The organism is Candidatus Poriferisodalis sp., assembly GCF_965204125.1.
In the GTDB taxonomy this organism is placed as follows: domain Bacteria; phylum Actinomycetota; class Acidimicrobiia; order Acidimicrobiales; family Poriferisodalaceae; genus Poriferisodalis.
The window spans coordinates 2167316-2180288 of the sequence record NZ_OZ241968.1 but is presented as its reverse complement, the minus strand read 5'-3'; the positions used below and the strand labels follow the sequence as shown (position 1 = coordinate 2180288).

General features: G+C 69.1%; 12 protein-coding genes. 6 read left to right on the top strand and 6 right to left on the bottom strand.

What is annotated here, in order from left to right; all coding sequences use genetic code 11:
* Positions 1 to 12 precede the first annotated feature (12 nt).
* The 4 genes from ACOGXD_RS10195 (at position 13) to ACOGXD_RS10180 (ending at position 4679) form a co-directional block, all read left to right on the top strand.
* Entirely contained in the window at positions 13 to 1536 is a 1524-nt protein-coding gene (locus tag ACOGXD_RS10195; protein ID WP_419914768.1) for an amidase, read from the top strand.
* Positions 1537 to 1543: 7 nt separating this feature from the next.
* Positions 1544 to 2056 (top strand): hypothetical protein, encoded by a 513-nt coding sequence (locus ACOGXD_RS10190; RefSeq protein WP_419914766.1) that lies wholly within the window; start codon positions 1544 to 1546, stop codon positions 2054 to 2056.
* A gap of 73 nt (positions 2057 to 2129) precedes the next feature.
* Complete coding sequence (locus ACOGXD_RS10185; RefSeq protein ID WP_419914764.1) at positions 2130 to 2996, top strand: fumarylacetoacetate hydrolase family protein; 867 nt, start codon at positions 2130 to 2132, stop codon at positions 2994 to 2996.
* Between the two features lie 345 nt (positions 2997 to 3341).
* Positions 3342 to 4679: a D-alanyl-D-alanine carboxypeptidase family protein gene (locus ACOGXD_RS10180; protein ID WP_419914762.1), complete on the top strand. Its 1338-nt coding sequence runs from the start codon at positions 3342 to 3344 to the stop codon at positions 4677 to 4679.
* 41 nt (positions 4680 to 4720) lie between these two features.
* Here ACOGXD_RS10180 and ACOGXD_RS10175 read toward each other — a convergent pair whose 3' ends face one another.
* The 4 genes from ACOGXD_RS10175 to ACOGXD_RS10160 form a co-directional block, all read right to left on the bottom strand.
* Positions 4721 to 6487, bottom strand: a complete 1767-nt coding sequence (locus ACOGXD_RS10175; RefSeq protein ID WP_419914760.1) for a DNA polymerase Y family protein — start codon at positions 6485 to 6487, stop codon at positions 4721 to 4723.
* Positions 6453 to 7358, bottom strand: coding sequence for a hypothetical protein (locus ACOGXD_RS10170; protein ID WP_419914758.1), 906 nt, complete (start codon positions 7356 to 7358; stop codon positions 6453 to 6455). The genes ACOGXD_RS10175 and ACOGXD_RS10170 overlap by 35 nt, the downstream gene beginning before the upstream one ends.
* 116 nt (positions 7359 to 7474) lie before the next feature.
* Positions 7475 to 7741 (bottom strand): cupin domain-containing protein, encoded by a 267-nt coding sequence (locus tag ACOGXD_RS10165; RefSeq protein WP_419914756.1) that lies wholly within the window; start codon positions 7739 to 7741, stop codon positions 7475 to 7477.
* Positions 7742 to 7886: 145 nt separating this feature from the next.
* Positions 7887 to 8177 (bottom strand): hypothetical protein, encoded by a 291-nt coding sequence (locus ACOGXD_RS10160; RefSeq protein ID WP_323670980.1) that lies wholly within the window; start codon positions 8175 to 8177, stop codon positions 7887 to 7889.
* An 89-nt stretch (positions 8178 to 8266) separates the two neighbouring features.
* Here ACOGXD_RS10160 and ACOGXD_RS10155 point away from each other — a divergent pair, with 89 nt between their 5' ends.
* Both ACOGXD_RS10155 and ACOGXD_RS10150 read left to right on the top strand, forming a co-directional pair.
* On the top strand, positions 8267 to 9550 hold the full coding sequence (locus tag ACOGXD_RS10155; RefSeq protein ID WP_419914754.1) for an acyl-CoA dehydrogenase family protein: 1284 nt from the start codon (positions 8267 to 8269) through the stop codon (positions 9548 to 9550).
* A 10-nt stretch (positions 9551 to 9560) separates the two neighbouring features.
* Positions 9561 to 10412 (top strand): TIGR03619 family F420-dependent LLM class oxidoreductase, encoded by an 852-nt coding sequence (locus ACOGXD_RS10150; protein ID WP_419914752.1) that lies wholly within the window; start codon positions 9561 to 9563, stop codon positions 10410 to 10412.
* 48 nt (positions 10413 to 10460) lie between these two features.
* On the opposite strand, the gene ACOGXD_RS10145 is transcribed toward ACOGXD_RS10150, so the two are convergent.
* Both ACOGXD_RS10145 and ACOGXD_RS10140 read right to left on the bottom strand, forming a co-directional pair.
* Positions 10461 to 11585: a DUF1214 domain-containing protein gene (locus ACOGXD_RS10145; protein ID WP_419914750.1), complete on the bottom strand. Its 1125-nt coding sequence runs from the start codon at positions 11583 to 11585 to the stop codon at positions 10461 to 10463.
* A gap of 13 nt (positions 11586 to 11598) precedes the next feature.
* On the bottom strand, positions 11599 to 12822 hold the full coding sequence (locus ACOGXD_RS10140) for a sulfotransferase family protein (RefSeq protein ID WP_419914748.1): 1224 nt from the start codon (positions 12820 to 12822) through the stop codon (positions 11599 to 11601).
* Between the last annotated feature and the right edge of the window lie 151 nt (positions 12823 to 12973).

The window sequence follows — 12973 nt, the reverse complement described above, 5'->3', positions numbered from 1 at the left end:
AGAAGCGGGAACATGTCTGCTGATCGCCGCTTCGACGACGCCACGGCGCTGGCGCAGGCATTCGCCGCCGGCGAGGCCGACCCCACCGAGGCGATGCAGGCTGCGCTCGAACGGATGGAACAGCTGAATCCGGCATTGAACGCGGTCATCCATCCCCGCCCGGAGCGGGCGCTGGCAGAGGCCGCAGCATCGGCGCAGCGCTGGTCGCGGCGACGGGCCGGCGGCGACGCGCTCGACGACATGTCGGACGTAGGCGTGCCGTTCGACGGCGTGCCCATGGCGATCAAGGACCTCGGCTGCGAGCAGGCCGGCGAGTTTCACCACGCCGGTGCCCGTTTCCTGGTCGAGCTGGGCTGGCAAGGTTCGCTCGACAGCCACCTCTACCGCCTGCTGAGCGGTGCCGGGTTGATCTCGGTGGGGCGCACTAACACACCCGAGTTCGGCACCACCATCACCACCGAGCCGGATGCCTACGGCCCGACGGCCAACCCGTGGTCGCTCGACCGCTCGCCCGGCGGCTCCAGCGGCGGTTCGGCGGCCGCTGTTGCGGCAGGCATCGTGCCGGTCGCGCACGGCAACGACGGGGGCGGCTCGATCCGCGTTCCGGCCGCTGCGTGCGGCTTGGTGGGACTGAAGCCGACCCGGGGCCGGGTCTCGACTGCGCCACGCCTCGGCGAGCACCGCGGCGGCTTTGCGGTGGACGGGATGCTCACGCGGACGGTGCGCGATGCCGCGCGGTGCCTCGACATCATCTGCCGCCCGGCGCCGGGCGATCCCTATATCGCTCCCCCGCTCGGCCCCGGCGAGTCATTTGTCGGCGCGCTGGCTGCCTCGCTTCGGTCGCTGCCGCCGCTGCGCATCGCCGTGTCGACAGCCAACCGCGGCCGTGCGAGCGCGCCGGTGCGAAGAGCTGTCGAGCAAGCTGCCGACCTACTCGCCCGACTCGGCCACCGCATCGAGCCAGACACGGCCCCAGACGGCTGGTTCAGCGCCGAACTCGCCGACCACACGATTGTCGTGCGCACGGTCGGCATGGCAACCGAGCTCGCTGGGTGGGCCGAACGGCTGGGACGCCCCATGACGTCCGACGACGTCGAGCCCGCCAACTGGTGGTCGGCGGAGCTGGGCGCATCGCTGCCTGCATCGGCCTATGTGCAGGCGCTTGAAGCGCTCGCTCGCTGGCGCAGGCTCGTCATGGCGTTCTGGAATGCCGATCCCGCCCCGGGGCTGAGCATGCCAGAGGACGGCGGCTTCGACCTGCTGCTGACCCCCGTGCTCGCCGACGTCACGCCCTCCCTCGGCTACCTGTCCGATCCGACTGACGGTGCCCGACGCATCGCCGAGCTGGCGGCCTTCGTGAACCAGGCCAACATCAGCGGGCAGCCAGCCATCTCGCTGCCGACTGCGGTCGACGACGACGGAGCGCCGCTGGGTGTGCAGCTGCACGCGGCGCACGGAAACGAGCGTCTCCTGCTCGCCGTGGCCGAGCAGATCTCCGAGGCCGGCGGTTTCATGTCGCTGGGCGATCTGCCGTGATCGGCGCATGGTGAATCCGGCAGACCGGGCTCTCGAACGGGCGGTGGAGCTGCTCGGCGAGCTGGGTGTCAGCGTGCGCAGTGCCGTGGTCGTCACCGACGTCGAAACCGCCCGGGCGCACCGGCGCATCATGATCGTGCGAGTCGCGGCGTTCGCCCTCGGGGCCGGCTTGGCGATTGCGTGGGGCATCGGCTGGCTGATGATTGTGGCCGCGGTGGTCGCGCATCAGCTCCTGTTCAACGTGCACCGCCTGCTGGCTGCCACCGAAGGCGGTCTCGTGCTGGCCGACATCAGCTTCCGCCGGGCGGTCATCGTCGCCCGCTGGGGTTCGGGCAGCGATGCCACGCTGGTGCTGCGCACCGACAGCCCCCGGGTGGAGGTATCCGTGGAGCCGCCTCTCGACGACAGCGGTGTCGGCGAACCGTGGACGGGCCATGTCAACGGCACCGACCTCGACAGATTCGAGGGCACGATTCGCGCCGCCGGCGGCGAGCCCTTGCGCCGAACGGCCAGCGACTGAGCCTCCGGCCCGCTGCGACCGCGTTCGCCGACCCCGTGAGGCTCGGGGCACGCAACCAGTACGGTGACGCGCCGTGAGACTGCTGCGCTACATCCTCGCCGGTGACAGTTCGGCTCGCGTCGGCGTGGCATCTGACGACGGCGTGGCGCAACTCGACGGCCTCGATGCAGGCGGCGGTCCGATCGCCACCATCGGCCACGCCATCGCCGCCGCCCTGGCTGATCCGGCGTCACTCGAGGGGGCACCTGTCTCGGTTGCGTGGGACGAGGTCGCGTTCGCCGTGCCGGTCGACCCCGGTGCCCGCATGCTGTGCGCAGGGGCCAACTATCACAAGAAATACCCGCTGGGCGGCAACGTGCAGGCCCCCGCGCAGCCCGTGTACTTCAACAAGCCGCCCGGCACGCTCGTGGCCCACGGCGAGGATCTCGTGCGGCCGTCGGTGTCGATCCAGTTCGACTACGAGGTGGAGCTCGCGGTGATGATCGGCAGGGCCGGGCGTCACATCGAGGTGGCCGACGCCCTCGATCACGTCGGCGGCTACTCGGTGCTGAATGACGGCTCGGTGCGCGACTGGCAGCGCCACAGCGTGGCCGCCGGAAAGAACTTCTACCGCTCCGGCTCGATGGGCCCGTGGATCATGACCGCCGACGAGATCGCCGACCCGGCTGCGCTGGAGGTGATCTGCCGCGTGAACGGTGAGCAGCGCCAGCGGGCCGTTGCCAGCGAGATGATCTTCTCGGTTGCCGAGATCATCTCGTACCTGTCGCAGGTGATGCCGCTCGAACCCGGCGATGTGATCGCCACAGGCTCGCCCGAGGGCACTGGCGGGTCGCACGACCCGCCGCGCTGGCTGGTCGCGGGCGACGAGATCGAATTCGAGGTTCCCGGCATCGGAGTCCTCCGGAACCGGGTAGTCGACGAGCAGAAGCACGCGGCCTGATTCCCTTCGGGCCAGCAGCATCGCGCGACGCAATCAAGCTGAGAGCCGGCTGAGAATCGCGGCGGGCGACACCCACGACCCACCGCCCATCGGTACCTTGGGCCGAAGGTCCCGGTCGTCGCTCGCGGCGGCCACTGGCGACCGCAGATTGACGACGGCGCCGGCCCCAAGAGGCTGAGCCGATAGGCGAGGCCGTGGCCCGAGCGGCCCGTGAGCCCAATCACATGATGCACGGGGAACAAGAGCGGAAAACGACAGGTGCGACAGCGAGAAGGTTCACAGCGGCAATCGCGCCCCACCACTGCACGCCGCACCGCTGCACGCCCCGCCGCTGGGCGCCGCAGCGTGGCACGCCGTGGAGCCGCTGCGATCGCCTTCGCCGTCGTCATCAGCGTCGTGCCGCTCGCCGGCACAGGTGCGCAACCGTCCGACGCCGAGCTGCGCAAGCGCCAGGAGCAGCTCGAACAGCAGCAGAAGGAGCTGGAGGCCCAGCTTGCGGAGGAGAAGCGGATCCGCGACGAAGCCCAAGCAGAACTGCTCGCGAAGGTCATGGAAGTCGATCTGCAGCAGGCCGATGTCAATGAGGTGCTGGAAGCCTTCGACCAGCTGAAGCTGCTGGTGAACGAGCAGCGCGCCGACCTCGACCAGGCCGAGCTGGCATTGGCTGCCGCCGAGGCATCAGTGGAGGCTGCGCTTCATCGGCAACTGTCGCTCGACGCCCAGCACGACGAGCTGGGGCTGAGGGTCATCGACCTCATCGTGCAGACCTACATCGGTCACGACGCCCTGGTGGAGGGCTCCTACGGCCTGGTGCGCACCGGCGACATCTACGACGCCGCCCGCATCCGGGTGCTGATCGGCGCTGCGCTCGGCGATCTGAATGTGACTGCCGACCAGCTCCGAGCCCTCACGATCGATGCGGAGCTGGCGCTGCGCGAGTTCCAGCGCGCCGAAGAGCTGCGAGACATCCGGCGCATCGAGTCCGAGCAAGCCCTGGACGACCTGCTCGACGCCGTGGAGCAGGAGGCCATCGTGCTGGTGGAGCTCGAGGACGAGCTGGACACGTTGCTGTACGAGCAGGCGGCACTGCAGGAGTGGAACAACGAGGCCGCGGCCGACGTCGCCGAGACCGTCGATCTCGTCAACAGCGCCATCACCGAGCAGCGACGAATCGAGACGGAGCTGAAGCGCCGCAAGGCGGAAGAGGAACGGAAGCGCCGAGAGGCAGAGGAACGGGCCCGCCGGCTGCGTGAGGGCACCGCCGGGCAGCCCACCGACAACAACATCGACCTCAGCGAGCTGACCTGGGTGGGCGGCATTCAAGTGCACGAGTCGATCGCGAACAAAGTGCAGGACCTGCTCGAGCACGCCGCTCGTGACGGCATCAGGCTGACTGGCGGCGGCTACCGCAGCGCCGCTTCGCAGATCGCGCTCCGTCGGGCCCACTGCGGGACCAGCGAGTGGGCCATCTGGCAGAAACCCTCCTACCAGTGCCGGCCGCCCACGGCCCGGCCCGGGCGTTCCATGCACGAGCGCGGCCTGGCCATCGACTTCCGGCACAACGGCCGGTCGGTCACCAGCCGCAACTCGACGGCCTTCAGGTGGCTGGCGGCCAACGCTGCGACCTACGGCCTGTACAACCTGCCGAGCGAACCCTGGCACTGGTCCACGAACGGCAACTGAGGGGTTCAGCCGCTCGGGGGATGATCGCTGCGCGGGCGAGTTCAGTCGTAGGTGGCCTCGCGCTGCCAGCGACCGCCCTCGACGACGCAGAGATGGGCAGTGCCGTCGTCGAGCACCAGTTGGAACCGTGCCTGACGGCGCGACCGAGTGCTCCACCAGCGCTCCTCCAGCGGCCAGGGCCCTGCCCACGCTGCGATACGGCTGGTGCGCCCATCGGCCCGGCGCAGTATGGCCGGTGGCGCGCTGACCTGTGCTCTGCCGCTGACGCCTACCGGATCGCTGTTCGCATCGAGCACCACGAGCGGCTCAGGCTCGGCGAGTACCTCTGCAGGGGCCGGCGCGCCCAGCCGTCCCGGCCACGGGGGTGTATCCGATGCGCCGGTCCCAAGAGGACCGGCTGGGCCCGATGCGCCGGTCCCAAGAGGACCGGCGGTGCCGAACGGGAGGCGCTGCTCGAGATCGGCAAAGCGGCGGCCGGAGCCCAGGCGGCCAACGGTGACCCCGTCAAAGCCGACCAAGGTCTGAGCTCGCTGCAGCGCTCGCTCAGCCCGCTCGTCCGCCTCCGACTGGCCGCCCCAGAAATCGAGCTGGCGCCCTTCATCGGGAAGCGTCTCGACGGCTCGCAGCCGGATGAACGAGATGCCGCCGGTGGGGCTGTTCTTGCCCTTGGCGCTGCGCCAGCCGTCGAGCTGCCAGCGCACACGGTCGACCAGATCGGGCGGGCTGAAGCGGAATCCGTGGCGCCACCGTCCGCTGCTGGTCTCACCGTGCTCGGTTTCGGCACTGATCTCCACGCACACCAGCGCTTGACCCTCCCGGGCCAACTGGGCGTCGAGCTGATCTGCCAGGGATTTCGCAGCAAAGGCCACCGTGTCGAGCCGATCCGCGGGCGGGTCGATCTCGGTTTCGGCGCTGAGATCAGGAAGAGCGGCGGCAGGCTGGCTCAGGCGCGGATCGCGCCCGCTGGCCAGTGCATGCATCCACTCCCCTTGCGTGCCGAACCTGCCGACGAGATCCCTCACAGGCAGTGCCGCTAGGTCGCCCAGCGTGCGCAAGCCCAGCTGCCACAGCATGCTGATCAGATCATCAGCCGTCCCATCGGCAGCACAGCCCGTCAGCAGGGAGCCTTCCTCGGCCAGCGTCCCCAGTGGCAGCCCGCTCAGGAACGCTGCGCTGCTGCCGGGGGCCACCACCAGTACCGGCACTGGCGGGGTTCGGACCGATGCCGCCCTCCCAGCCAGGCCAGCGGCAAACAAGCCATCGGCGATGCCGACGCTGACAGATGATGCTGGGTCATACATGCCGGCTGTGCTCGATGCGCCGGCGCCACGAGCGCCGGCTGTGGCCAGCACTTCAGTGATGGTGCGATGCGCCAGCGCCGCCAGCGCCTCATCTCCGCCGTAGTAGCGCGACGGGCCCCGGGTGGCGACAACGCAGCAACCGGATGCCAGCACCTCGACTCTCGGCGTCAGGTCTTCCAGCGCAGTGACCACGGGGGCGAAACAGCGGGCGTCGAGATCGGAATCGTGCTCGACAAGCTCCAAGACGGGACATTCCGTCTGAGCCTGGCGGCGACGCATTCCTGTGCGTATCCCCGCAGCAGCAGCCGCAGGCGTGACGGCGGTAATGCGCCCGGCGGAGACCACCGCCGCTGGTGCGGCCGGGTCGAACCCTGCTGCGACGGCAGACCAGTTCCCGACCTCCGCCACCAGCATCCGCGGCGAGATACCGGCAGGCTCGTCCTGGCTGGCCAAGCCGGCCCGGCTGTCGTGGTTATCCCGCACGGCGCTGCAGGGGGACGACGGCATGGTCACTGTTTCCCGAGGCGTCGGCTATCGAGATGCCGTCCTGAGCAGATACGGCCTGAGCGGGCCAGGAAACGGTGTCGATCGCACCGCGGACGGCGGTGATGTGTCCGTTGGCATCGGGCAGCCACAGGACGGCTCGTCGCGGCAGCGACGCCGCACCGCGGCCCGCAGCAACCACCTCGGCCCGGCGTTCCCGCAGCCGGCCGTGCCCCCGCCCGAGACCGGTCCACGCAGCACGTTCCACCGTCAAGGTCACGTCTGGACTGAATGCGCCAGCGCCACGAGCGCCGGCTGGGTCCAATGCGCCGACGCCACGAGCGCCGGCTGTGCCCGATGCGCCGACGCCACGAGCGCCGGCTGTGCCCGATGCGCCGACCTCGATCACCACGGTTCCGCGCTCCCGCAAGCGGGTGCGCAGGCGCCGGCTGTGGGCAGCCGCCAGCCGCACGCCCTTAGCCAGCAAGATCACGTCGACATTGCCGATCAAGGCATTCAGCACTTCGGCTGCGGCGCCGCCGGGTTGGTCCACGAAGGCCCACCGGTCCAGCGATGCCCCCCGTTCCGCCACCGCCGAGACACCCATGCGTCCCAGCCCCACCGCGGTCACCCATCCGCCCGCACGCGAGACCTCCGCCGCGAAGGTCGTCGCCAAGGTCAACGCCCCCGGACCCTGAGCGGCCAGCACCGTCCCGGGGACAAGCCCCGGCTGGGTCAGCAGCGGTGCCAACTCGTCAGCGACGGGCAGCAGGCGTTTGCTGTACCCGATGTCCGCAGCATGCGCTGGGTCCAATGCGCCGACCCCACGAGGGCCGGCTGGGTCCAATGCGCCGACCCCACGAGGGCCGGCGGTATGACGCAGCTGCACTGCCATCGCGACAGACTAGACGAACAATCGTCTTTACAAACGACTGTTTACCGCCGTCGTCGATGCCCGTGCTCGTCGCCTGCCGCCGCAGCGACGCGACGGCGGAACCGAACTGCGTCGAGCTACTTCGTGCCGACCAGCAGGGTCGCGCCGACTGGACCCGCCATCTCGCTATGCAGCGTGCCGGCGGAAACCTCGCACCAGTCCCCCACTCCCATGACCCGGGTCTCGTCCTCCAAGCCCAGCCGGAACTCGCCCCTGGTCACCATCGCCATGGCAGAGAACTCGTGGCTGTGCAACTCGCCATTGGCGTGAGGCTCGAACTCGGCGTTGCGCGGTTCGCCATAGCCCTGCGCTGCCAGCTCAGAACGGAACTCGTCTTCGGTCATACGTGCCACAGTAGCTATCGCCGCGCCGATCGCTCACGCGGGCGAGCTACCGACTGTGCCGGTCGCTACCGGTAACGAGTTACCGACTGTGCTGGTCGCTACCGCTAGCGAGCTAGCGACTGTGCTGGTTGCTACCGCTAGCGAGCTAGCGGTAGTGGGCGAACAGCTCTTCGATGAGTTCGGCGATGCCGTCGGAGGTGTGGCCCCGGGAGAGGTCGATGGTGGCCACGTTGCCGTACACGTGAATGTGGTCGACACCGCCCCGCTGGAACAGGCGCCACGCCAGCAGGTCGGCTGGATCCTCGGCGCTGGCGGCATCTTCGGCGCTGTTGTAGTAGCGATGGCCTGCCCCAGTCAGCGGGCGGTTGGTCTCGAACTGCACCGTGCCCACACGGACTGACGACGGTCGTTCTGCTACTCGGACGGGCTGACCCATGGCCGATGAGCGTAGCGACATATGTCGCTAGCTTGGGGCTGCTCGTATCCCGGATATTCCGCCTTTCTTGCACGAAACAGGAGCCCGACATGGCCGCTGCCGACACCGCTGAGATCACCGAGGAGCAGTTTGCTGCTGAGGCGCTGGAATTCTTGGAGGCCAACGCCAAGCGCAAAGCCGAGCGGCGCGAGTTCGTCTGGGGCGAGGGGCCCGACAACGCGGCGCTCTTCGAGGAGATCGACCGCGAGCGCGAGCGCGCTGAGCTGGAGGCATCCAAGGAGTGGCGGGCCGCCAAGTACGACGCCGGCTTCGGCTGGATCAGCGGGCCGACCGAGCTGGGCGGCGGCGGTATGCCTCGCAAGTTCGAGCGCGTCTGGGGCCAGCTCGAGAGCCAGTTCGACACGCCCGACGGCGGCTTCTTCGGCATCGGCCTGGGCATGGTGGCGCCGACAATCCTGGCCCACGCCGAGCCCGACGTGTCCGCCGATGTGCTGCCGCAGATGTACCGGGCCGACATCGTGGGCTGCCAGCTGTTCTCCGAGCCGGGTGCCGGTTCGGACCTGGCGAGCCTGCAGATGCGGGCCGAGCGCGACGGCGAAGAGTGGATCCTCAACGGCCAGAAGGTCTGGACCTCGGGCGCGCACTATTCCGACATCGGCGAGGTGATCGCCCGGTCCGACTTCGACCTGCCCAAGCACCAGGGCCTGACCGGCTTCCTCGTGGACATGAAGGCACCCGGCGTGGAGGTGCGGCCGCTGCGACAGATGACCGGCGGGGCCAACTTCAACGAGGTGTACTTCACCGACGTGCGCGTGCCCGACTCGCACCGCCTCGGCGAGGTGAACCAGGGCTGGGGCGTGGCGCTGACCACGCTGATGAACGAGCGGGCGGCGATCGGCGGCGGCTCGGGCGGCGGCACTGGCGGGGGCAGCTTCACCAAGCTGTCTGCGATGGCCGCTCACTACGGCATGGCCGGCGACGCCTTGGCCCGGCAGAAGCTCGCCGAGATCTACACCCACGGCAAGGTGCTGGGCTGGTCGAACCAACGCACGATGGACGCGCTGCGCGCCGGCAAGACCCCGGGCCCCGAGATGTCGCTGTCGAAGATGGGACTGATCCGCCAGATGAACGCCACCTGCGAGTTCGTGGCCGACACCATCGGCCCCAAGCTGGTGGTCGACTCCGGCGAGTGGGGCACGTTCTCGTGGGCCGGCTACGTGCTGGGCTTCCCGGCGATGCGCATCGCCGGCGGCTCAGACGAGGTGATGCGCAACATCGTCGGCGAGCGTGTGCTGGGCCTGCCCAAAGAGCCCGGCATCGACACCACCAGCCCGTTCCGGGAGCTGAAGGTCGGCACCCAGCGCGCCGAGTGAGCCGGCCGGCATGAAGATCGGCTTGGCACCGACCAACAGCGACTACGGGCCGGCTACCGCCGACATGGCGGTCGAGGCCGAGCAGCGGGGCTACGACTCGCTGTGGGTGGGCGAGCACAGCCACATCCCGGCCAGCCGCGAGACGGTTCACCCAGACGGGGGCGAACTGCCCGAGTTCTACTGGCACATGCGCGACCCGTTCGTATCGCTGGCGACCGCGGCGGCTGCGACGTCGAATATCAAGCTGGCGATGGGCGTCTGCCTCGTGCTCGAACACGAGATCTTGGACCTTGCCAAGAGCGTGGCGACGCTGGACGAGGTGTCCGAAGGGCGGTTGCTGTTCGGTGTCGGCGTGGGATGGAATCGCGAAGAACTGGCGAACGTCTCCGACGTGCCGTGGGCGCAGCGCTACAACGCCATGCGTGAGACGGTCGCCGCGCTGCGGGTGCTGTGGGCTGAGCACGAAGCCGCCTACTCGGGCGAGTTCGTGAACTTCGCGCCCGCCCGGGTGTACCCGAAGCCGGCCCAGCAGCCCGGCCCGCCGGTGCTGGTGGGCTGCCGGGGTCGCATCGGCATGCGCCACGTTGCCGAGTACGCAGACGGCTGGTGCCCCCTTGACGTCGGCTTCCGGGATGTGCGCGTAGGCGTCGAACGCTTCCGCACTGCGGCGGAGGCAGCGGGCCGCAACCCCGATGCCATCCCGATCTCGATGTACTGCTACGCGAGCCCGGACGCAGAGAAGCTGGAGCTGTACGGCAGCCTCGGCGCCGAACGGGTGGTCCTCGGCGCTCCCGACGGCGGCGATCGCTTGGCCCGCTTCCTGGACCGCTACCAACCTCTCGTCGACGCCTTCGCCGACTGAGGCCGCGCCGGCGATCAGGACGGCTCGCGAGCACCCGCGAACAGCGCTTCAGAGGCGAGTCGGGAGATCGGCGAGGGGGACGAGTTCGGCTCGGGGTGTCTCGATGTCGCCGTCGGGCAGCATGAAGCGCCAGAAGGCGATGCCGAAGGGGCGGCCTTCGGTGTCGAGCCAGTTCGGAACGCCGGGATCGGCGTGGGCGATGACGGCGGTGAAGCGGCCGTCATCGTCGGCGACCATCTGGGCGCGGTTGAGCGAGATAGAGCGGTTCGCATAGTCGAGCGATTGCAGGTGGCGGTTCCACAGGCTGATGTTGGCGTAGCGGCATTCGGGCCAGCGGCCGCGGATCACCAGCGCTTCGTCGGGCCCGACCACGAACGGCGCCAGGGCGTACGCGGCATCGATGGCCGACAGGCCGAGGTCGCCGGGCAAACCGGGGGGCGGGAACTCATTCGGCACCAGCGACACCCACGATCGGGGTTCGCCCTGGGCCATCGGCACGCGATCCACGGTGAGCTCGCGGATCATTGCCGCAATGCGGCGGATGCCGGCGCTGACCGAGTCGTCGGAGGGCCGGGGAGGGGGCGCACCGTCGATGACCTCGATGTCCATTTCCGGGATCCGGGCGGGATTGGTCGCCGCGTGCGTGGTGTCCTCGAAGTAGTGGCGAGTGATGATTGCGCCCTCTTGGGGCGGCAGCTCCAGCCAGTTGCCCTGCCGGGACTCGCCGCCGACGATGATCTCGAAGCGGCCGTCAGCGTCGACGTCGAGGGTCGTGTCGTTGAGCACGCTGAGCACCTGGTTGTCCATCGACCCCCACCCGACGCTCGACTCGATCGAAATCGACAGGTAGATCGCGCCCTCGGTTTCGCCGGTCACGCGGTACACGTGCCCTGCCGACACCGGGGCCTCGAAGTAGATGGTGTCTGGGTTGTCGCCCAGCAGCTTGCGACTCGGCGTCACCAAGCGGCGGAACCGGGGAGCGGACGGGTCGCGCTCGAACAGCCCCGCCAGTCCCCACTGCAGATAGTGCATGAGGGCGCGGTGCGCCTCGACGGCGTCGTCGGCGGTGTACAGGTTCCACTCGGGCGACACCCAGCGCTCGTCGGCGTCACGCAGCGTCTCGAGCAGCTCAGCGAGCGCCCGGCGGGACTCGGTCTCGGGAAGCGGATCCATGATCGTGGTCGGCTCAGCCCTCGAGGGGCAGGTCGAACCGCTCGATGTACTGGGCCGTGGCGTCGCGTATGCCTTCGGCGGTCATTCCCCAGTCTTCGGGCTGGTAGCGGTGGACGCCGTACTTGCCCTTGGGCTTGTGGTCCAGGTAGTCCCGCACTGCGGCGGCGTAGGCATCGGTCATCGACAGGCCCATCTGTTCGAGGGCCGGGCCCAGCGCTCCGATGGGGTCGCTCACCAACTGCGTGTAGCTCACGTCCACGAAGCGCTCGTCCGGCACGACGCCGTTTGCTCGCAGATTCACCGAGTCGTTGAGGGCGAAGGCGAAGGCGTCGTGCACGAACTGGGCGTTGCCGACGGCGTCCACATCGGCGAAGCGCATCCAGTGGATCATGGCGGTGATGCTGGCGGTGGAGGCCATGGTGCGGGCCGGGTCCCGGTGGGTTTGGATCACCCAGGCGTCGTTGAACTCCGCGAACAGATCGGGCAGCACGAAGAGATGGCCGGGCGTCTTGAGCACCCATTGCGTGGGGCCCGCGCCGTGCTGGAGCACCTGCAGGATCTGCCGCTCGTAGCTGTAGTTGACCGCCAGATCGGGAATCCACCCTGTCAGCGGGGCGATCATGCTCCAGTGGAAACCGGCAAAGCTGCCTGTGGTGAGGGTGATGCACTCGACGGGCAGGTCGGCCCGGAACTCGTGCATGGCCAGGAACTCGGGCTGGATGTCGGCCCAGAATTCCTGCTCGCTCTGCCCCATCTCCAGCCGATCGGCGAGGCCATCTTCGGGCAGCGGCACCGGGTGGAGCGCCTCGGCGCCGATCGGGGCTCGCAGGTCGGGATGCAGCCCCAGCAGCTCGAACAGGATCGAGGTGCCCGAGCGGGCCGGGCCGGCGATCATCAAGGGGGCGCGCACGGGCTCAGCGGTGATCTGCGGGGTCGCGTCGATGGCCGCTGTGAGCAGCAGCCGGGTGCGCAGCGAGCGCAGCAGCTCCTGCTTGGTCATCAGCCGGCCGAGCACGTGCATAGGCGAGGCGTCCAGGTCGGCGGTCAGCGCCTCGAAGCGCTGCTGCCAGTCGGGGTCGCCCAGGTCGCCGGCAGGCATGCCGCCGAGCGAGGCCTCGGCCAGCTTCAGCAGCTCGCCGGCGTCTATGGGCACCAAGTCCTGGGGGCGCCCCCCGATCGAGTCACCCATGAGGATGATGCGCCGCACCCAGTCAGGCCGGGTGTACCGCTCAGGCATAGATGGAAGTGCATAGGTTTCATGAGCCATACGGCCGGTCAACGTACCAGCACCCCGCTCAGCGAGTCAGCAGGAAAACCGTTGGAATGGCTCGGTCTGCGCTCGTTACGGTGCCAGCGTGGTAGTTCCGAGACGCCATCTGCCAGCGTCG